This window comes from Orrella sp. 11846 (assembly GCF_048820935.1).
In the GTDB taxonomy this organism is placed as follows: Bacteria; Pseudomonadota; Gammaproteobacteria; order Burkholderiales; family Burkholderiaceae_B; genus Algicoccus.
The window spans coordinates 14,296-34,787 of the sequence record NZ_JBMERD010000013.1; the positions used below are offsets into that span (position 1 = coordinate 14,296).

At 49.5% G+C, this 20,492-nt stretch carries 21 protein-coding genes; 10 read left to right on the forward strand and 11 right to left on the reverse strand.

Going from position 1 to position 20,492, the window contains the following annotated elements; all coding sequences use genetic code 11:
- Window positions 1–5: 5 nt before the first annotated feature.
- From ACOI06_RS11125 to ACOI06_RS11140, 4 genes are all read left to right on the forward strand, one after another.
- Entirely contained in the window at window positions 6–1,079 is a 1,074-nt protein-coding gene (locus tag ACOI06_RS11125) for a cell division protein ZipA C-terminal FtsZ-binding domain-containing protein (RefSeq protein ID WP_420662659.1), read from the forward strand.
- Between the two features lie 39 nt (window positions 1,080–1,118).
- Window positions 1,119–3,155, forward strand: coding sequence for an NAD-dependent DNA ligase LigA (ligA, locus tag ACOI06_RS11130; protein ID WP_420662660.1), 2,037 nt, complete (start codon window positions 1,119–1,121; stop codon window positions 3,153–3,155).
- 187 nt (window positions 3,156–3,342) lie between these two features.
- A complete protein-coding gene (locus ACOI06_RS11135; protein WP_420662661.1) occupies window positions 3,343–3,639 on the forward strand; it encodes a hypothetical protein in 297 nt (98 codons plus the stop codon).
- Window positions 3,640–4,157: 518 nt separating this feature from the next.
- A complete protein-coding gene (locus ACOI06_RS11140; RefSeq protein ID WP_420662663.1) occupies window positions 4,158–4,865 on the forward strand; it encodes an ATP-binding protein in 708 nt (235 codons plus the stop codon).
- Window positions 4,866–5,452: 587 nt separating this feature from the next.
- On the opposite strand, the gene ACOI06_RS11145 is transcribed toward ACOI06_RS11140, so the two are convergent.
- The 7 genes from ACOI06_RS11145 to msrB form a co-directional block, all read right to left on the reverse strand.
- Window positions 5,453–5,662 carry a transposase gene (locus tag ACOI06_RS11145; protein ID WP_420662664.1) on the reverse strand — a complete coding sequence of 70 codons (210 nt, stop codon included), beginning with the start codon at window positions 5,660–5,662 and terminating at the stop codon, window positions 5,453–5,455.
- Window positions 5,663–5,837: 175 nt separating this feature from the next.
- A complete protein-coding gene (locus ACOI06_RS11150) occupies window positions 5,838–6,824 on the reverse strand; it encodes an Abi family protein (protein ID WP_420662665.1) in 987 nt (328 codons plus the stop codon).
- Window positions 6,825–7,156: 332 nt separating this feature from the next.
- Window positions 7,157–7,840 carry a DNA-processing protein DprA gene (locus tag ACOI06_RS11155; protein ID WP_420662666.1) on the reverse strand — a complete coding sequence of 228 codons (684 nt, stop codon included), beginning with the start codon at window positions 7,838–7,840 and terminating at the stop codon, window positions 7,157–7,159.
- Between the two features lie 243 nt (window positions 7,841–8,083).
- Complete coding sequence (locus ACOI06_RS11160) at window positions 8,084–8,905, reverse strand: peptidylprolyl isomerase (protein WP_420662667.1); 822 nt, start codon at window positions 8,903–8,905, stop codon at window positions 8,084–8,086.
- Complete coding sequence (locus ACOI06_RS11165) at window positions 8,902–9,177, reverse strand: BolA family protein (RefSeq protein ID WP_420662668.1); 276 nt, start codon at window positions 9,175–9,177, stop codon at window positions 8,902–8,904. Before ACOI06_RS11165 ends, ACOI06_RS11160 begins: the two co-directional genes overlap by 4 nt.
- Window positions 9,161–9,739 carry a septation protein A gene (locus ACOI06_RS11170; RefSeq protein WP_420662669.1) on the reverse strand — a complete coding sequence of 193 codons (579 nt, stop codon included), beginning with the start codon at window positions 9,737–9,739 and terminating at the stop codon, window positions 9,161–9,163. The genes ACOI06_RS11165 and ACOI06_RS11170 overlap by 17 nt, the downstream gene beginning before the upstream one ends.
- Window positions 9,736–10,134 (reverse strand): peptide-methionine (R)-S-oxide reductase MsrB, encoded by a 399-nt coding sequence (msrB, locus tag ACOI06_RS11175; protein WP_420662670.1) that lies wholly within the window; start codon window positions 10,132–10,134, stop codon window positions 9,736–9,738. The genes ACOI06_RS11170 and msrB overlap by 4 nt, the downstream gene beginning before the upstream one ends.
- A gap of 65 nt (window positions 10,135–10,199) precedes the next feature.
- Between msrB and ACOI06_RS11180 the strand changes: the two genes are divergently transcribed.
- The 3 genes from ACOI06_RS11180 (at window position 10,200) to ACOI06_RS11190 (ending at window position 12,179) form a co-directional block, all read left to right on the forward strand.
- Window positions 10,200–10,877 carry an energy-coupling factor ABC transporter ATP-binding protein gene (locus tag ACOI06_RS11180; protein ID WP_420662671.1) on the forward strand — a complete coding sequence of 226 codons (678 nt, stop codon included), beginning with the start codon at window positions 10,200–10,202 and terminating at the stop codon, window positions 10,875–10,877.
- Window positions 10,870–11,499, forward strand: coding sequence for an energy-coupling factor transporter transmembrane component T (locus ACOI06_RS11185; protein WP_420662672.1), 630 nt, complete (start codon window positions 10,870–10,872; stop codon window positions 11,497–11,499). Before ACOI06_RS11180 ends, ACOI06_RS11185 begins: the two co-directional genes overlap by 8 nt.
- 89 nt (window positions 11,500–11,588) lie before the next feature.
- Window positions 11,589–12,179 (forward strand): biotin transporter BioY, encoded by a 591-nt coding sequence (locus tag ACOI06_RS11190; protein ID WP_420662673.1) that lies wholly within the window; start codon window positions 11,589–11,591, stop codon window positions 12,177–12,179.
- Here the strand turns inward: ACOI06_RS11190 and ACOI06_RS11195 are convergent.
- The 4 genes from ACOI06_RS11195 to ompA form a co-directional block, all read right to left on the reverse strand.
- A complete protein-coding gene (locus ACOI06_RS11195; RefSeq protein ID WP_420662674.1) occupies window positions 12,171–12,854 on the reverse strand; it encodes an HAD family hydrolase in 684 nt (227 codons plus the stop codon). The genes ACOI06_RS11190 and ACOI06_RS11195 overlap by 9 nt on opposite strands.
- A 268-nt stretch (window positions 12,855–13,122) precedes the next feature.
- On the reverse strand, window positions 13,123–13,503 hold the full coding sequence (locus ACOI06_RS11200; protein WP_420662675.1) for a type II toxin-antitoxin system HicB family antitoxin: 381 nt from the start codon (window positions 13,501–13,503) through the stop codon (window positions 13,123–13,125).
- A 76-nt stretch (window positions 13,504–13,579) separates the two neighbouring features.
- Entirely contained in the window at window positions 13,580–14,356 is a 777-nt protein-coding gene (gene ubiG, locus ACOI06_RS11205; protein ID WP_420662676.1) for a bifunctional 2-polyprenyl-6-hydroxyphenol methylase/3-demethylubiquinol 3-O-methyltransferase UbiG, read from the reverse strand.
- 192 nt (window positions 14,357–14,548) lie between these two features.
- On the reverse strand, window positions 14,549–15,106 hold the full coding sequence (gene ompA / locus ACOI06_RS11210; protein ID WP_420662677.1) for an outer membrane protein OmpA: 558 nt from the start codon (window positions 15,104–15,106) through the stop codon (window positions 14,549–14,551).
- A gap of 432 nt (window positions 15,107–15,538) precedes the next feature.
- On the opposite strand from ompA, the gene gyrA reads away from it, so the two are divergent.
- From gyrA to pheA, 3 genes are read left to right on the forward strand one after another with little or no spacing between them, the layout of a single operon-like run.
- Window positions 15,539–18,265 carry a DNA gyrase subunit A gene (gyrA, locus tag ACOI06_RS11215; protein ID WP_420662678.1) on the forward strand — a complete coding sequence of 909 codons (2,727 nt, stop codon included), beginning with the start codon at window positions 15,539–15,541 and terminating at the stop codon, window positions 18,263–18,265.
- Complete coding sequence (serC, locus tag ACOI06_RS11220; protein ID WP_420662679.1) at window positions 18,262–19,410, forward strand: 3-phosphoserine/phosphohydroxythreonine transaminase; 1,149 nt, start codon at window positions 18,262–18,264, stop codon at window positions 19,408–19,410. The genes gyrA and serC overlap by 4 nt, the downstream gene beginning before the upstream one ends.
- Complete coding sequence (pheA, locus tag ACOI06_RS11225; protein ID WP_420662680.1) at window positions 19,403–20,488, forward strand: prephenate dehydratase; 1,086 nt, start codon at window positions 19,403–19,405, stop codon at window positions 20,486–20,488. Before serC ends, pheA begins: the two co-directional genes overlap by 8 nt.
- The last annotated feature ends 4 nt before the right edge of the window (window positions 20,489–20,492 follow it).

Here is a 20,492-nt window from a genome sequence, read left to right on the forward strand (position 1 = left end):
TACATATGAGTGAGTTACAAATTAGTCTGATTGTTCTGGGCATCATCGTCATTCTCGGGGTTGTCTTATATAACGGTTGGCAGGATCGACGCATGCGCAAAAGCATGGAAAAACACTTGCCAGCCGTCGATGAGGATCCTTTGTTGAGTGAAGGCTCAACCGAGGATCTGAGTCGGCGTGAGCCAGGTTTGTCTAGACTTGGTCTGCAAAAAGATGATCTGGATGCGCCTGAAGAACCCGTGAGTGGTGAAGCATCTGAGCCTTTGGAGGCTGGTGCACCTGTAGTGGAGCCTGATCCACTCGTTGAATCCGTCATTTTGTTGGAGTTTATTACGCCTTTGTCCGGGGAGCGTTTGTTGGCAGTCCTGCGAGAGATTCCGGAAATTGCAACCAAGCCAGTACGGTTTTTTGTGCAGACAGAAGATGGTGGTTTAAGAATGACGATCGCCCCTAAGACTCAGTACATCAGCTTGCAATTAGCCGTTTTACTAGCAGACCGAGCAGGTCCGCTGGGACCAGAAGATTGGTCTAAAGTCTGGGGCTTGGCTTCGGATTTGGGCGAAACGCTTGAGGCGCGCGTCTTGGGTCCTGATCCAGATGAGGTTGTCGCCAAGGCGGCTGGTTTGGACGCCACTTGTGCGCAACTGGATATGCAAGTCAGTCTAAATTTGGTGTTGGAGCGTTCTGCATCGCCCGAACAGGTGTATTCGCAGGCGGAGTCTATGGGTTTTATGGCAACAGCGTCCGGTTTGGCCTGGATTGATGAAGATGGTATTGAGAATTTTGTGCTGACCCGCACAGACGGTCAGCCATTTGATGCAAACAGACCGTTGGATCGCTTAAGTCTACTGCTGGATGTACCCCGTAGTCACGCAAAAGACAAACCGTTTTCTCATATGACGGATATTGCGGTTGAACTGGCTCAGCGCTTACAAGCCGTTGTGGTTGATGATCAGGATCAGCCGCTGGTGCCTGGGGCTGAAAAAGCGATTGATGCCCATTTGATCAAGCTGTATCAAGACCTTGAGATTGTGGGTCTGCAAGCCGGTAGTGAGCGTGCACGCCGCGTTTTTGCGTAAGAAAGATTGTCGTTAAGTTTGAAGTAGAAGTCCGATCGAATGAATAAATCAGAGATAGAAAACCGCCTGCACGCATTGCGTGCCCAGATCATCCAGCATAACAACGCTTATTACGTGCAAGATGATCCCACGATCTCTGATGCAGAATACGACGCTTTGATGCTGGAGCTTCAGACACTAGAGTCTGAGCATCCGGAGCTGGTGACAGCAGATTCGCCCACTCAAATCGTGGGCGCGGCACCTGCCCAGACCTTCTCATCGGTGACGCATGGGGTGCCCATGCTGTCGCTCGGGAATGCCTTTGAACTCGAGCAAGTGCAGGCCTTTGATCAACGTGTGTCGCAAACGCTACGACAATCGGGACTGTTACAGCCAGATCAGGACGTTGAGTACTTTTGTGAACTCAAGCTAGACGGATTGGCGGTGAACCTGCGTTATGTCGATTCGGTTTTAGTGCAGGCAGCCACTCGGGGTGATGGTCAGACCGGTGAAGATGTCACCGCCAATGTCAAAACCATTACGGTCATTCCACAGCGATTGAAGCAACATGTGCCGGGCGTGTTGGATGTGCGAGGCGAAGTCTTTATTCATCATTCAGATTTTGAGGCGCTGAACCAAGCGCAAACCGCGCGTGGACAACGCGTCTTTGTGAATCCGAGAAATGCGGCTGCGGGTAGTCTGCGTCAGCTTGATGCGCGTATTACAGCGCAAAGGCCTTTGCGGTTTTTTGCGTATGGCTGGGGTGAGGTGACAGACACTTTGCCTGAAACGCAAGGTGCGGTGTTGCAGTGGTTGGCTGATCTTGGATTGCCCGTTAACTTGACGCAGAACCGACAGGTTATAGGGGCGCAAGGCTTGCTTGATTACTATGCGCAAGTGACTGAGGAACGTCCTAAGTTGGACTACGACATTGATGGCGTGGTTTACAAAGTGAATGCATTGCGGGCACAGCATGTGCTCGGATACGTCTCGCGAGCACCGCGTTTTGCACTGGCTCATAAATTTGCGGCTGAAGAAGCAATGACCCGTTTGTTGGACATACAGCTGCAAGTTGGACGCACGGGGGCTGTCACCCCTGTGGCGCGGTTAGAACCCGTCTTTGTGGGGGGGGTGACTGTAACCAATGCCACTTTGCATAATGAAGATGAGATTGCACGTAAAGATGTTCGAATTGGCGATTGGGTAACGGTCAGACGTGCAGGCGATGTCATCCCCGAAGTGGTGGGTCCTGTGCTGTCAAAACGCCCAGACGATGCGCGTTCGTTTGTGATGCCATCCACCTGCCCAGTCTGCGACAGTGCGATTGAGCGACCTGAAGGAGAGGCGGTTGCCCGTTGTACCGGTGGGCTGTTTTGTCCTGCGCAACGTAAACAAAGCCTCATCCATGCGGTGAGCCGTAAAGCCTTGGATATCGATGGTCTCGGTGAAAAATTGATTGATCAGCTGGTTGAGCAAGGATTGATCAAAAATATTGCGGACTTGTACACCTTAAAGCTTGAAGACATTGTGCGTTTAGAGCGCATGGGTCAAAAGTCAGCTGAGAACTTATTAAAAGCGATTGAGGGTGCCCGTGAGCCTGCATTGGGACGCTTGATTTTTGCTTTGGGTATTCGTCATGTGGGCGAAACGACTGCCACAGAACTGGCACGTACCTTCGGGTCGATTGAAGCGCTCATGCAAGCGGATGAAGCAACCTTGCTGGCAGTGCCCGACGTTGGGCCCGTTGTGGCTGCGTCAATTGTTCGGTTTTTTGAAGAGCCGCATAACCGGGAAGTGGTCGAGACACTGTTGTCGCGCAATGTTCGGCCTAAAGCATCCGAACAGCAACCGGTTTCAGTTGCGCTACAAGGTTTGACGTTTGTTCTGACCGGTACATTGCCGTCTTGGACGCGTGAGGAGGCGACGCAAGCGATTTTAGCGGCAGGGGGTAAGGTTTCGGGTTCTGTTTCAAAGAAAACAGCTTACGTGGTGGCTGGTGAAGAAGCAGGGCGCAAGCTTGAACAAGCGCAGACACTCGGAGTTAGCATTCTGGATGAAGATGCACTTAAAGCTTTGCTGAATCGCGAAAGTGATTGAGATTCCCTAGACACAAATCGAAGTGGTTCCCGATGTTTTTAGCCCAAAATCAAATCCCCATCGACAACTCCAAACCGGTGGAGATGATAAAGGATTTTGTGTGCTGGTTTGCAGATCCTGACGACATCGTAATGGATTTTTTCCCGGATCGACAACTACAGCTTACACTGTGATAGCCTTAAATTCCATGACTGAAACGACACGAAGTCAGTTGTCCGAGGTATGCGAGATAGCAAGTATGGCAGAGATGGCTGGTTACTCAAACATCGCAGAACTCGCCTGCGAAAGAATTAAGTTCGCAGGACAAAAAATAAAGAAAGAACACAGTTTTTCAGAAATTGATATCAGCTTCCGATCGTTGAAAATAGATTCTACTAACATGGCTGATGTTTATTACGTGCCCGACGCTCTAGACAAAGCCAACTTCGACCTGTTCGTGCATAACATCAAACCCGACACCACGCCTGAAGAACTGCTGTTCTAGGTAATGCTGGACTGTGGCGTTGACCTCGCCCTGCCCATCGAGAAGAAAACTATTCAGAACAAGGAAGTGTTCTTCGTGGACAGCAACGCGCTGGCTACCTGCTTCGATTAACATGGTGGCGTGAATGATGCCTTCGTCAAAAAAATCGCCACCTGCAATCCACTGTGCGTAGTATTCTGCGATGCAGGGTACAAGGATAGCGCCGTCAAGATCAACGTAGAACAGATCTTTAAACTACTGTCGCAGGGCACTGAAGTGAAGGGTATTTAAGGACATATATGGATTCTTTGGAGCTTAAAACCGTATTAGAGCGTCTGATTGCCACTTGGGAGAATGAGGTGGTGGAGTTCAAGCAGCCGACCAAAGACTCCGACAAGGCCTAAAAAGCCAGATTGCTCAAGACACTGAACCCAGCATCACTTTCCGCGATATTCATGTTCTGAATGACGAGCAGGGTCGTGTGGTACTGCTCGAGATTCCGGCAGCGCCACGCGGCATTCCTATTGCCTGGAAAGGTCATGAGCTGGCCACTGACATCGTTTCTCGATCGCGCTCGCCTTACTCAGGGCGGACAGATCACCCGTACCACTTTGCTTCTGCTCGGCAAAGCTGAAGCGGCCTGGCGGCTTTTACCACATCCGGCACAATTAACCTGGAGCTTGGAAGGCCCTGAACGTGCCTATGAGCACTTTGGTTTGCCTTTTCTGCTTAACACGACCCAGCTTTATCAGCGTATCCGCAACATTCAGCTACGCATCTTGCCTCAGGATGAGCTGTTGCCAATTGAAGTGCCAAAATATGATCAAAAGATTGTTCTTGAAGCCTTGCATAATTGCATTGCCCACCAAGATTACAGCCGCAATGGCCGTGTAGTGGTCACAGAGCAGCCGGATCGACTTGTCTTTGCCAACGAAGGGGCATTCTTCGACGGTCAGCCGGACGAATATATCGAAGGCACCAAGATTCCTCGGCGCTACCGCAATCCGTTTCTGACGCAGGCGATGGCCGAGCTAAACATGATCGACACCATGGGTTATGGTATTCGGGATATGTACACTGGGCAGGCTCGGCGCTATTTCCCGATGCCGGATTACGACTTGAGCGAAGCTCTGGATGTGGAGCAGAAAGAAAAGAAAATTGCCAACCTGTTAACCAAGCTTCGGCGCGCTGGACGGATTACCAATACCGGCAGTCGAGGGCGACCACTGTGGAAGCTTGCAGAATGAATGCAGCAAGAACGTCAGCTAACATCCTATACAAATCAAATGCTTGTGCGTTTCTGCAATTCTAGTTTGCAGAAAGGATGCAGAAAGAAAGCCGCGTACTACGATGTAACTGAAACTCAAGACCTAAGCCTACCAGACTGCTGCCGTACAGCTGCCGGTCTCCTCCGAGGCTATCTCTACTACATTAACCCGCAAAATTTATCGGGTAGCATGGAACTGTGGTTTGTGTTACCTAGCCTTCGCACTAATACGCCATGCTCAGCAACGGGTCACGCTTGTACAACAGGCGATGAGCGTTGAACAACTTTGAGCAACCCTCCTCAGTGTGCAAACTAGTATTCTGGAACACATTAAAACTGGCGCCAAATACCGCATGCCCAGTGCCTTCAACCAAGATGCGCCGCGTGTTTATCGAGCCTTTGACCTCAGTCGTTCATTGAGCCCCAGTCTCGCATAGCGCCGCTGTTTCACCGATGGTTCCCATTCTGATAGCACGGTCAGAAAATAATGTAGTGCCTAAAAATAGTAACCTAGTGTTTTAAAACAACTATGTTGTTGCTATGCATCAAAAAGTGCGGAAGTCAGGACTAAATCTTGAGGGTGTGCGTAATGCGAGTGGGATTCCGATGATCGCGAAGTGCGCCTGCAATTGCTGCCGACAGACCAATATGCTGATCAACCTGACGCAGCAACATGACACCGCCATCAGAACTCAGGGGGCTTCCCTGAAAATCAGCTTCAATCACGCGTCTTTGAAGACGACTAAAGTCGAGTTTGTTTACGGTACAATTTGGCATCGGCGCAGTCTCTCTAAATCGTGTCTTAACAACTTGATTTTGCGGGGAAAATGACTGCGCTGATCCTATTCGTGGTGAAATTTTCGGGCTAAATCCTGCATCGGCTCACCGATATGAAATTACGTCTTAGTTTTAGTGTCGTCAAATAACCACACTTATTAATCGGCGTTTATGCTCAGTCAACCGCACAGTTTAAATGTCCAATCAATCGGTGACCGTCCTTAATTAACAGCGGTTGCTGATGCCGAGTGGCATAGCGCAAGGTTTTACGTAGGGTACGCAAACTATAAAGGTTGGCCAAGTCAATTTCAGCGGGCGACAATGCTTGTTGATAAGCGTTCATAGCTTTGTTTTGCAGTAAATACAAGCAGCGCAAGTGCATTTCACTCACCGAGTGCTGTGCAGCGATATCTGGCGATAGCCAAGTCAAAAGCTCTATCACACGGTCATACAGCAGACGTAGACGGAGTAGCGCTTCGGTTGGTGTAGATGGTGCGGGCGCTTGAACGAGCTGTGGGACTCCGTGACGGGGTCGATTTTCGCTCATCAAAGGCCCAAGCTTCCAGATAGGTTCATGATGTGCGATTCGGTTGCGAAGTTTGTTGCACAGATCCAGACGTGCAAATAACGCGTCACGATGTTTGGACTTTGCCCAATAGGTCGCTTGCTGTTGCCGATGACCAGGGAGAACGTCAACAAGAATTGACCCCCAGTTCACCGGCTCTTGATGAACATCCGTTTGTAGTTCCAATAGATGAGACCAGAAACCGAACGTCAATTTGGACACGACGTCATCAGGGGATGGCGCAGGAACGCGTGGCAGTATTTGCTTGCCTCGGCGGTAGTGAGTGATATCTGTGATTTTCGACCTTGAATGGGAATTTAACGCTACATGCGCATACCAATCTTTGGAGCCATGCCTACCGATAATGCCATATCGTGAGCTCAGAGCTCGGTGAAATTGGTTGCGTAGTGTGATTTCGAGTAATGAAATGGTTCGAAAAAATACCGCACTTAAGTCGTCATTCCATTGATGGAAACCTAGCGCTTGAGAGTCATCTACAGTGTCGAAGAAGCTGCGATAATTGCTTAGGCGTGCATGCGACAAAGCCTGTACACGTGCTTGGCTCCCTGCCATGTTGATTTTGAACTGTCTAAGCATGTGTGCTATCATGTTCCTGTAAGCGCTTGGGTTACATAGTTTAGCAGTTCCCTCTTCGGACGGACGCTAGCCTCCAAGACGCAAAAGAGGATTCGGTCGCGCAAGCGGCCGTTTTCCTTGGTGCTGGTGTGTGCGCCCAGCACGATTGCTAGTCCTCCTAAAAAATTGATCACAATATAAAAAGCCCATGAGGTTTTCAATTTTTAGATAGCAACTTTGTAGAGCCATTTGCCCCGTCTTGAAGTAAGTGCTCATTACCATTTTTGCGATGGTAATGTCCTCGATTCAGCTCTCTGGCTTCAACTTTGATAGGTTTATGGGGTCTTGGAGCGTTATTTCCCATCTTCGAATTCGTGCAAAATATCCTCGAAATGACGGACTCTTTTTGCGAAACGTCCGGGCCACGTGATGTTTGGATTTTGAAAACAACTGTCTAAGATAAATAGTTTTCGTCCTTGGTGAAGGGCGGCGCGCGCCTGTATCAATGTGCCCGATGTTTGGCTTGCTTCCACAATCACAGTGGCATCAGCAAGTGTGGACATGGTTGCATTTCTTTCGGGGAAAAATAGGCGATTCAATTGATAATTTTGATTTGCGTAGCGCAACACCGGAACCTGGCTAATGACCAGATGCTCATCAGCGATATGTTTTTGAAGAAGCCGATTTGATTTTGGGTAAACCTCAGTCAGTGGAGTTCCTATGACAGCGACAGTTCGGCCGCCCATTTTAATCGCTGTTGTATGCGCTTCAGTGTCGACACCGTCTGCTAAGCCCGAGAAAATTGTAAAGTCGTGTTGAGTCAGTAGACGAGCCAGTTTACGCGTGCGTTTTAGACCATCGTCTGATGATTTTCGAGACCCAATAACTGCAATGGATTTGTGTAAAAAGACAAGCTCTGTATTGCCCTGATAGTAATAGAGCTCAATCGGTGGTTGTACAAAGATGTTATCAAGTTCTGCCGATACTGATTCGGGCAAGGTGTGATTTATTTTCTGGTTCTCTGGAAATAGAAGCATGTTGAATATTCGGTAATTAAGCAATATTCGCTGAACAGAGAATTAGTTCGATTTAGAAAAGATAGAAACCTTCATCGAATTACATAAATTGATTACGGGCATAGATCGTGTTTATCGGTCATGATTTGGTCGAGCTGCGTTTGTGTGCTGTCCCATAACCTTAGATCTTGGGAGGAGTGGCTCCCGGGCACGTTGAAGAGCCCGGGATATTGCATAGTTGTTCTAAAGAACTATGAGATTCGCTTATTTGCGATGCAGTGAAACGGGCGTTTGTGATTTGCCATCACCCATTTCAATGGTGGCATTCTGACGTAATTCTTCCTGATATTTGGTCAGAGATTGCTCACGCAGTAACTCTTCGAGTTGTGCACTGACTTGTTCGAGTGGTGGGAAGGCCACTGGACGCTCATCAATCACTTCGATGATGTGCCAGCCAAACTGACTCTGAACAGGTTTTTCTGACAGCTGACCTTTAGGCAGCGCTTTGACTGCTTCAGCAAAGGGTGCGACGTAGTTGGCAGCTTTGGCCCAACCCAAATCACCCCCATTGGCACCTGTGCCAGGGTCTTTGGAGTGTTCTTTGGCAGCGTCTTCAAAGGTCACTTCTTTGTCTTTAATTTGCTTGAGCAGATCGTTGGCTTGCTCTTCTTCTTCAACTAAGATGTGACGGACTTGGTATTCCAGATCGTCACCGTGTTCAGCTTTGAGTTCGTCATAAGCTTTCTGAACATCTTGTTGTGTGACAGGATGTTTATCTAGATAGTCAGACATCAAAGCGCGAACCAAGATGCTTTGACGCGCCAGATCCAATTCGGTTTGGACGGATTCTTGCTTAGTGACGCCTGCTTTTTCTGCGGCTTGTACCAGAACAAGACGGTTAATCATGTCGTCTTTAATTTGTTCACGAAGCTGTGGTGTGTCGGGTGCACCCTGACTGACGAGCAGTCCAATGAACTGGTCTAGGCTTTTATCGGTCAGTGGTTGTCCATTCACAACGGCAAAGTTTTGTGCATAAACAGGTGCAGCTAGTGTCATGGCTGCGAGAGTCATCGTAATACGTTTCATGTATTTCCTTTTTTTGGGACAGAGAGTTTGAGAACAAGTGCATGGATCGGGTGAGGCATTAAGTCTGCGACTTTGTCGTATACCAAACGATGTTGCTTGATGGTTGACAGCCCTTCAAACTGGTGAGAAGTGATGCGTGCTGCAAAGTGGCTCGCACCGGATTCTGCACCAGCGTGCCCGGCATGCAGGTGTGATTGATCAATAATTTCGAGATATTCAGGCTCGAGCGCAGCGAGTCGCTCGCGCAGCAAAGCTTCATGAGGATTGGTCATGTTGATTTCCATCCGTAGTTGTCTCAGGGGTTTGCATGTGACGGCTTAACCAGAGTGACTGGCCAATGGCAAAGACGATGAGCAGTGCCATCAGACCAAAGACCTTAAAGTTGACCCAGGTCGCTTCGCTGAAGTAGCCAGAGAACGCGACAAAAACGTTCAATGCACCCGCAAATAAAAAGAACAATGACCAGCTCAGGTTTAAACCGCGCCAGCCTTGTGCGGTGAGGTGAATTTTCTCACCTAAAAACTTCTGCATCAGATTACGCTTAAAGAACAATTGCGAGCCGAGCAAGATGCCCCCAAAAATCCAGTAAAGGACTGTCGGTTTCCATTTGATAAAGGCATCACTTTGCAACCAGAGTGTTGCCCCACCAAAAAAGACGATGACCGCAAAGTTAATCCAGTGAGTGGTTTCGATTTTCTTTTTGGAGAGAAACAGATACGCAATCTGTAAAACAGCGGCTGCCACGGCCACAGCCGTTGCGACGTAAATGTCGGCAAAACGATACGCAATAAAAAATAGCAGTAACGGGAACAGGTCAAACAGGAACTTCATCATTCGGGTAGGGCCTCAAACGTCAGTGCTGCTGAATTGATGCAGTAGCGTAAACCAGTGGGGGGTGGACCGTCTTCAAAGACGTGGCCTAAGTGCGCGTCACAGACGTTACAGAGGATTTCAGTGCGAATCATGCCGTGACTGTGATCGGCTTCTTCCCGAACATGCTCTGGATTAATAGGCGCAAAGTAGCTTGGCCAGCCACAGCCCGCATCAAATTTTGTATCTGATGCAAAGAGTGGGGTCTGACAGCATACGCAGCGATAGAAGCCTAAGGCGGTATGATCCCAGTATTCACCGGTAAACGCCCGCTCGGTTCCATGCTGTCGTGTGACATAGTACGCTTGCGGGGAAAGCTCTGTTTGCCACTGAGCATTGGTTTTATGGATTTTTCGCATATGCAACGATGGACAAGATATTTAAAAGAAAGTTCGGTTCTTTTTTTACAAAAGAATAAGTCTACATGTTAGTCGAGTTCGAAGGTGTGCGCTTAGAGCGTGGCGAACAATGTATTTTGCGAGATGTGAGTTTACGTCTCAGTGAGTCTCGTATTGGCATTGTGGGTCCCAACGGGGCAGGTAAGAGCAGCTTTGCACGATTGTTGAACGGTTTGTTGAAGCCACAGCGTGGTCGCGTCTTGTTTCAGGGCGTCGATGTGCAATCTGATTTACGTAAAATTCGCAAACAAATTGGATTTCTTTTTCAGAATCCGGACAATCAACTGGTATTTCCAATTGTGCGTGAAGACATGGATTTTGGACTGAAAGCCCATATTCCAGATAAGACGCTGCGACAGACACGGATTGACGAGACGCTGGCGCGACTCGGAATCGATCAATTGGCTGATCGAGTGGTTCACACCTTGTCTGGCGGACAAAAACAACTTGTGGCGCTTGCCACTGTGCTGAGTGTCGAGCCCGCAATGCTGGTTTTGGATGAACCAACCACACAGTTGGATTTGAGGTATCGGAACCGCCTTGTGGCTTTGCTGCAAACCATTACACAGCCTGCCATCGTATTAACTCATGATTTGCCGATGCTGGAGACATTCGATCGTGTACTCGTGATTGCCGATGGTGGGGTGGTGCGTGATGGGCCACCGGCGGATGTGTTGACGTGGTATCAGCAGCATTATGGCTAATTCACACAACTTGACCCAAGGCTCAGGCTTGACAGCTGTCGCCATTTTTTTACAAAACCGCCGTGCAGGCTTAAAGCTGAGTGTGCTGGCCTTGTTAAGTGCGGTTTTATTGGGTATCCAAGCGGTGTGGCTGACGAGTGCGGCTTTGGTGTTGGCTGTAACTGTTTGGTTGTTATTGGGTCCCGTTCCAAAAACAGACGTACAATCACGTCCCTGGCTTTGGTTTGGGCTCATGCTGCTGATGTTGGGTGTCTACCATGTCTGGACAGTAGGGTGGGAGTCGGCGTATATCACATTGGCAAGACTGGTGGCCTTAGTTTTATTGGCGTTGATTGTGATGCGTACGACACCAGTGACCCAGATGATGGCGTTCGTTGAGTGGCTGTTACAGCCTTTAGGCCGCTTAGGTTGGGTGCAACCCGCAAAAATGGCTTTGCTGTTTGGTTTGACATTGCGATTTTTACCGGTATTGCATCAGCAGTGGGAAGAGATCGTGCAGGCGCAAAGTGCGCGGGGGTTACAGTCGCACCCGATTGCTTTGCTTGTTCCGATGCTGGCTAGAACGTTGCAGCGTGCACAAGAGATTTCTCAGACGTTGGATGCCCGTAGTTTTGGTGAGTAATCGGTGTTGTGCACCGAATGCCGTCTGTTACTGTTCAAACCAATCGCTTTGTTGTTTAGTTTGATTGTTTGTTTTCTTAGATGACTTTTATGAATCAGAAATCGATTTCCTCCGCACAGTCCATTCCTTCCACACAGCAATTGGTTTATATCGCGCTTTTTGCAGCGATGATCTCTGCATTTGCGCTGGTGCCACCCATTCCTGTACCGATCGTGCCAGTACCTGTGACCTTGCAAACTCTGGGTGTGATGTTGGCTGGTTTGATTTTGGGGCCACGGATGGCTTGGTTGGCGTTGTTGCTTTATGTGGGCTTGGCGCTCTTGGGTCTGCCGATTTTGCCAGGCGGACGCGGCGGCTTAGCCGTGTTAGCAGGCCCAACCGGTGGGTTTTTGGTTGGGTTTATTCCGGGGGCCTGGTTAATCGGTCTGATTGCCGGCCGTGCGCGCCAGTTGTCAGGACCTATGCAATTTGCCCGGTATTTTGTGGCATGTGTTTTGGGCGGTATTGTGCTGGTTTACGTGATCGGTGCAGTTTGGCTGTCTTTTGTGGCCAATATGGAACTGATGAAAGCGTTCTTGGCGGTTTTAGTGTTTGTACCCGGTGATATGCTCAAAGCGGCCGTGGCAACCGTAGTGGCCGCTCGTCTTGCTCGTTTACAGTTACTGCCGCATTCAAGATAAAGAGTTCATCCGGTTGGAGACGATAGACTGCACTGCGGTCCAGATTTCAACTGGATGATCTGCCAGATAATCAGCGTTCCAAGTGTGGGCTGGTTGCCCCAGCTCACTACCATAACCATAGGTCACACCCACGGCTGGCATGCCAGCAGCATGGGCAGCCTCCACATCGCGTAAATCGTCACCCACATAGAGACATTGATTCGGTTGATAGCCGGCCAATTCGACGGCGTGTAGAAGGGGTAGGGGGTGGGGTTTCGAGTGTGGCGTAGTGTCTCCGCAAACCAAAACGGCACAGTCCGGAAGGTTTAACCAGTTCAGAATGGGTTGTGCGTAGCGGGTGGCTTTGTTGGTCACAATCCCCCATTGCATATTGGCTTGGCGAATCTCTTGCAACAACTCAGGAATGCCATCAAATAAACGGGTCTGGTCGGTACAGTTGTTCTCATAATCTGTGAGAAAGTCTTGCTTGGCTTGCTCAAACTCAGGATGGTCAGGATCTATATCAAGAGAGATTTTGACCATGCCACGGGCACCCATGGACACATAGTTTCTTAATGTGGCTTCAGGCAAAGGGGGCATTGAGCGCAGTGCGCGTTGCCGGTTCGCAGCTTGTGCCATGTCGGGTGCGGTATCTGCAAAGGTACCGTCAAAGTCAAACAAAATAAGCGTAGACATACAACTCTCACTTTTTTGAAGTCAACTGATGAGGACTGATGAAATAAGCAGAGATTGTACAGAGTGCGCGTGCTGCGTCAGAGAAGCTTCAAGCGTTTTAGGGAATAACTGTTGAGATAAGCGGGTTGGTTTTATTTGTTTTGCTTATCTGGATAGACTGTCCGCTGTTCGTTGATACAAATAGTTTCAGAAATTTCAAAAAACTTAAAAATCTCGAGATGCATTGTGATCGGGTGAATAGCGGACGGTCTAGGATGTGCTTTGTGGATTAAGCAGCCATGTCTAGCGGTGTGTCAGAGGGTTGGCTCTGGTCACCCAGTAAATAAGCACGCAACGCATTCACAACCACGCTATTGAGCGATGTTTGATCCTGTTCAGCGCGTAATGCGGCTAATTTGTGCAAATCAGGTGTGACCCGAACATTGAATTGACCGCGAAATGGTCTTTCCGGTGTTCGACCTGTGGCCAGGCATCGTGTTAAATAATCATCAATCGCACGCTCAAAGTTGCGACGAATATCGTCTAATGTACGTGCCTGATAACGCACTTCTTCCTGAATAAAAAGAACATGACCTTTGAGTTGTTTGTCACGCAACGAAGGTTCTATAGAGCCGTGATAACCCTTGTATGTCAAAAGGTTGGATTTCATGGTGGAGGAACAGGTTCCTAATAAAGTGACTAAAGGAAATATTAGTATAACTTGATTTTGCAACCTGTTCGCAACTTTAATTTGGTCTGCGCGTCCCGATCATGTAATTCACACTGGTATCGGACTCAAGCCGATAGACTTTGGTCATGGGGTTATAGGTCAGTCCCGTCATTTGTTTGAGTTCTAGACCGCTGTCTCGAACAGCACTGGCTAGTTCACTGGGCTTGATAAATGATTCCCATTGATGAGTCCCGCGTGGCACGATATTGAGCAGATATTCAGCGCCAACAATCGCAAACAGAAAAGACTTTGGATTGCGGTTTAGTGTTGAAAAAAATACCCAACCGCCTGGTTTGACCATCGTGGCACAGGCACGGACAACGGAAGCAGGGTCTGGGACGTGTTCCAGCATTTCCATGCAGGTGACAACATCGTAGTGGCCAGGATGTTGCAGCGCCATGTCTTCGGCTGAAATATTTTGATACTTCACTGGCACGCCTGATTCAAGACTGTGTAGACGTGCGACAGTCAGTGATTTTTGTGCCAGGTCGATCCCTGTGACGTCAGCGCCTTCTGCGGCCATGGCTTCCGATAAAAGACCACCACCACAACCGACATCGATGCAGCGCAATCCCTTGAGAATCGAATCTGTATGTGATTCTGGATGCGTTTGTTCGGCTGATTGCTCCAAGCAGGATTTAATCCATTGCAGACGCAGCGGATTGATTTCATGCAGAGACTTGAGCGCACCATTGGGATCCCACCAATGTGAGGCCTGTTCGCTAAATTTGTCGATTTCAGCCTGATTGACGTTCTGTGGTGAGGCTGTAGACGTAACTTCTGTCGGGTTCATTGCAATATTCCGTAATTCCAGGTCGCAGAGAAAATTAAACTTCTGCTAATGATGCAGTCGTGCTTGCATGGAAACTATACCCCAGTGAACACAAGCAGGTCGATTCAAAGTGGTATCCAGTGCCGTAATCACAGCTTTGGCGCACAAAAAAACCTCCCGTGAGGGAGGTTCTTTTGTGGCAAAAAACTAGAATTAGTTTTTGCGTGTACCAACCACTTCAATTTCAACGCGACGGTTTTTAGCGCGACCGGCTGCAGTTGAGTTTGTTGCGATCGGATCAGCTTTACCTTTACCTTCCGTGTAGATACGGTTAGCAGGAATGCCTTGTGAAACCAAGTAGGCTTTCACAGCGTTCGCACGACGCTCGGACAAGCCGAGGTTGTACTGAACGGTACCGATGGAGTCGGTGTAACCAACAGCGATGATGGTTTCAAGGTCAATTTTCTTGGCTTGCTCAGCAACTTGATCCAACAGCTGACGGCCTTCAGGCTTCAGATTGTACTTATCGAAGTCAAAGAAGGTGTCTGCGTTAAAGACGACTTTGTTGGAAACAACGTCGGCTTTCTTGACGCATGAAGGATCTGCAGTTGCAGGCGTCCAGAAGTTGTCTTGCCAGCACAGACCATAATTACTGTGCCAGACATCGCCAAAGTTGCTACGCCAGTTATCGTTGGTCTGAGCGGAAGCCGCACCCGTTGCCGTCAGGGCAGCTACAGCGAGTGCCAGAGCGAATTTGGAGGGTTTGTTCATGTTTCTCCTCGTTGAGCTTAAAGCTGATAAATGACTCGCAGCGAATCCCCGCCGCAAATTCAGGAAACGGGGGTCAGTATAACAACGCCAAGAGCTCTTAAATAAAAAAACTTTTACACACGGGGGATTCCTGTGTGTTGATTTGAATCTTAAGCCATTTACAAGCTTTTGCGACCCCTGTAACCATTTGTCTGGCACTTGGAGGCCAAAAATAAGGGTTTACGGGTCAAAAGCGTTGGGTTTTGACAACAACGAGGTCTATTTTCTGGAGAAAAGTGTCTACGAATAGACTTGAAGTTAGTCAGAAAGTTCCCACGCTCTCGGAATGAATACGGTCAGTGTAGAATCAAGTGTTTATTCAAGGTTGGTGATGGCGTAGCCAGTCTGTTTTGATTTTTTCGCCAGAATCATTCTAGTTAGGATCTGCCATTTATGGATTCCTTCGCAAAGGAAACACTTCCGATCTCACTTGAAGACGAAATGCGTCGTAGCTATCTGGATTACGCCATGAGCGTGATCGTTGGCCGCGCATTGCCCGATGTGCGTGACGGTTTGAAACCAGTTCATCGGCGCGTTTTGTTCGCCATGCATGAGCTCAATAACGACTGGAACCGCGCTTATAAGAAGTCGGCTCGTATCGTCGGTGACGTGATCGGTAAATATCACCCACACGGTGACCAAGCAGTTTACGATACGATTGTTCGCATGGCGCAAGACTTTTCATTGCGCTATATGCTGGTCGATGGTCAGGGTAACTTCGGTTCTGTGGACGGCGACAGTGCGGCTGCGATGCGTTATACGGAAATTCGCCTTGCCAAAATCTCCCACGAATTGCTGGCCGATATTGATCAGGAAACGGTTGATTTCGGACCCAACTATGACAACAGTGAACGTGAGCCGCTGTTGTTACCTTCGCGATTGCCCAATTTGCTGATTAACGGCAGCTCCGGGATCGCAGTGGGTATGGCCACAAATATCCCACCCCATAATCTGGCTGAAGTGATTGATGCCTGCTTGCACACGCTAGAGACACCCGATTGCACAGTTGATGATTTGCTGGAGTTTATTAAAGCGCCCGACTTCCCGACGGGCGGCATTATCTATGGCATGACCGGAGTGCGTGATGGATATCGCACAGGTCGTGGTCGTGTCATCATGCGCGCCAAAACGCATTTTGAAGACATTGATCGTGGCAATCGTCAAGCGATTGTGGTCGATGAGTTGCCATACCAGGTCAACAAAAAATCACTGCAGGAGCGAATCGCAGAGCTTGTCAACGAAAAGAAAATCGAAGGCATTTCAGATATTCGTGACGAGTCCGACAAGGACGGAATGCGACTGGTGATTGAGTTGCGTCGTGGCGAAGTGCCTGAAGTGATTCTGAATAATCTGTATAAGAACACGCAGCTTCAAGAAACCTTCGGCATGAACCTAGTGGCCTTGGTCGATGGTCAGCCTCGTCTGTTGAATTTGAAGCAGATGGTGGCGTATTTCCTAGCACACCGTCGCGAAGTGGTGACACGTCGCACAGTATTCCAGTTACGTAAAGCGCGTGAACGCGGTCATGTGCTTGAAGGGTTGGCCGTTGCACTGGCCAATATCGATGAGTTCATTGCCATCATCCGCGGTGCAGCCACACCTGTGATTGCCCGTGAAGAGTTGATGGCGCGCAGTTGGGATTCGTCCATGGTGCGCGAAATGTTGGTGCGTGCGGACAGCGATGCGACAGGTGGTCGAGCAGCGTACCGCCCAGAAGATCTGCCAAGCCATTATGGTTTGGGTGGTGACGGCCTTTATCGTTTGAGCGAAGTGCAGGCTCAGGAAATCCTGAACATGCGCTTACAGCGCTTGACAGGCTTAGAGCAAGATAAGGTCCTTGATGAATACCGAGCCATCATGGAAACGATTGCTGATTTGCTGGATATTCTGGCACGCCCGGAACGTATTTCAGCCATCATCGCACATGAGTTAGAGGAGATTCGTCAAGAGTTTTCGATCAAAGTAGATGATCAGCGTCGTTCGAGTATTGAATACAACGCCACTGATCTGGATACCGAGGATTTGATTACGCCAACGGATATGGTGGTGACACTGTCCAATGCGGGTTACATCAAGAGCCAGCCGTTGTCAGAGTACCGCGCACAACGTCGTGGTGGTCGGGGCAAACAAGCAACTACCACTAGAGAAGACGATTGGATCGATCAGTTGTTTGTGGCCAATACACACGACTTCCTGTTGTGCTTCTCGGATCGTGGCCGGGTTTACTGGTTGAAGGTTTGGGAGGTGCCACAAGGCTCACGCTCCTCACGAGGCCGTCCGATTGTGAACGTTTTCCCGCTGGAGCCAGAAGAAAGAATTACCGTCATTCTGCCTGTGAAGGCGTTTGATGACTCACAAAACGTCTTTATGGCGACAGCAGCCGGTGTGGTCAAGAAAACACCGCTGTCACATTTCTCAAACCCACGTAAGACAGGCATTATCGCCGTGAGCCTCGATGAGGGCGATTATTTGATTGGAGCCGACTTGACGGATGGCTCGCATGACGTGATGCTGTTCTCGAGCGGTGGTAAGGCGGTGCGTTTTGACGAAGGTGATGTGCGCGCGATGGGTCGTACTGCACGTGGTGTGCGTGGGATGTCCCTAGACGAAGGCCAGGAAGTGATTGCTATGCTGGTCGCACGTGATGAAAGCTATTCGGTCTTGACGGCCACTGAGAATGGTTACGGCAAGCGCACGGCGGTGGCTGAATATACGCAGCACCGTCGCGGTACGAAAGGCTTGATTGCCATTCAGATGTCTGAGCGCAATGGCAAATTGGTGAGTGCCGTCTTGGTTGAGCCCGAAGATGAAATCATGTTGATTACCAACGCAGGCGTGTTGGTGCGCACCCGTGTGAGTGAGATTCGCGAAATGGGTCGTTCAACGCAAGGTGTGACCTTGATTAACGTGGATGAAGGCACCAAGCTGTCGGGTGTGCGTCGGGTGGTTGAAAGTGATGTGGACGATGATGAGGCTGAAGAGTCGGATGAATCTGCAACCGTGACAGACCAAGAAGCATCTGAAGCGGTATCGGATGATTCGGAGGACACATCTGCGCAAAATGATGCGGGTGATGATGCAGACGAGATCGATAAGACAGAGGACGGAGATTCTGAATGACAAGCGTAAAACGACCCTGGAATTTCTCAGCAGGTCCGTCAGTTTTGCCTGAGCCCGTGCTTGAGCAGGCTGCGCGGGAGATGCTGGACTGGGAAGGCAGCGGCATGTCCGTGATGGAAATGAGCCATCGTGGCCCAGAGTTCACTCGTATTTGCGATGAGGCCGAAGCGGATTTGCGCCAGTTGCTGGGACTGAACGATGACTTTGCGGTCATGTTTATGCAAGGTGGCGCCACCGCAGAAAATGCCATCATTCCGATGAACCTGATGGGATTGCGTCCTGAGCATAAAGCCGATTACGTCATTACCGGCTCATGGTCAAAGAAGTCGCGTGCAGAAGCAGAGCGTTACGGTGATGTGGCTGTGGCTGCAAGCAGCGATCAGGTTTGGCAGCGAGACGGCCATGTTTGGCAACCATTAACGTGGGTGCCACCTGTGGAGCAGTGGACGGTGCGTCCTGAGGCGTCTTATTTACATTTCTGCAGTAACGAGACGATTGGTGGTGTGGAAATGTTTTCATTTCCGGATCAAGCGCAGATGAAGGCCTTAGGTGCAGCCGATGTGCCTTTGGTGATTGATGCGTCCTCGCACATCTTGTCGCGACCTATGGATTTCAGCAACGTGGGTCTCATGTACGCAGGGGCTCAGAAAAATGCGGGCCCCGCGGGTGTCACGGTTGTGATCGTGCGTAAAGATCTGATTGGGCATGCGCTGCCAATGTGCCCAGCTGCCTTTAATTACGCCAATGTCGCTCGAGAGTCATCCCGATTTAATACACCACCCACTTATTCGATTTATGTGGCGGGCTTGGTTTTTAAGTGGCTCCTGAAAAAAGGTGGACTTGAAGCGATCGAAAAAGAAAACATTCTGAAAGCGAATGCGCTGTATGGTTTTTTTGATCAGTCATCGTTTTATCGTCTAGATGTGTTTCCAGAGAATCGGTCACGGATGAACGTGCCGTTTCATTTGCCGGATACCCAACTAGATGCTGAGTTTCTGAAGGGCGCTCAGGCACTGGGGCTAAATCAGCTCAAAGGCCATAAGAGCGTGGGCGGAATGCGCGCCTCGATATATAACGCCATGCCACTAGAAGGTGTCATGGATCTGATTGACTATCTTGAATGGTTTGAGAAAACCCATGGATAAAGAGTTGCAAGCCAAGCTGCTGCCGCTTCGACAAAAAATTGATGCGCTGGATCAGCAGATCCTTGATTTGATTAATGAGCGTGCTCGGACCGCGCAAGCCGTTGGAGACGTCAAGCACGGACATCCGGGAGAATCGCCCGTGTTTCGTCCGGAGCGTGAAGTTCAGGTGATCCGTGCTTTGGCGCAAGCCAATGAAGGCCCCATTGATGCCGCTTCAATTGATGCGATCTGGTCGCAGATTATTTCTGTGTGCCGAGGGTTGGAGCAAGAAATTCGTGTCGCCTATTTGGGGCCAGCCGGTTCATTTTCTGAGCAAGCTGCCTTCGAATTTATGGGCAATGCGATTTCTGGCGTGTCCTGTCCAAACTTTGATGAGGTGTTTCGAGTCGTTGAGGCAGGCAATGCCGATGTAGGTATTGTGCCTGTCGAGAATTCGACTGAAGGCGCAGTGAACCGAACACTGGATCTGCTGCTCAATACACCACTGAAAATTGTCGGTGAGCATTCGATTCTGATTCGCCATTGTTTGCTTACAAAATCGGGCACGATGGACGGCGTGACGCGTGTGATGGCCCATCCTCAGGCGCTTGCGCAATGTCAGCACTGGCTAGGTTTGCATCAGCCAGGATTGCAACGTGAGCCCGCGGCCAGTAATGCAGAGGCGGCTCGAATTGCGGCTGAAGATCCGACGGTTGCTGCGATTGCAAGTGATATCGCAGCGCGTGCTTGGGGCTTAAATATTGTGGAAGAAGGCATTCAGGATGATCCTATGAATCGAACTCGATTCCTGGCGATTGGGCGTATGCCAACATTGCCAACAGGTGGTGACATGACCAGCCTGATTTTGGCGGTCCCGAACGAAGCTGGCGCGGTTTATCAGATGCTGACGCCTTTGGCAGAGCATGGTGTCTCGATGGCTCGGTTTGAGTCCAGACCTGCACGCACAGGCCAGTGGGAGTACTATTTCTACGTAGATATTGAAGGCCATCAGGATGATCCTCAGGTCGCCGTGGCGTTAGAGTTGCTGCGTAAGCGTTGTGCGTTCTTTAAGATCTTAGGGTCCTTTCCCAAACAGTAAATTT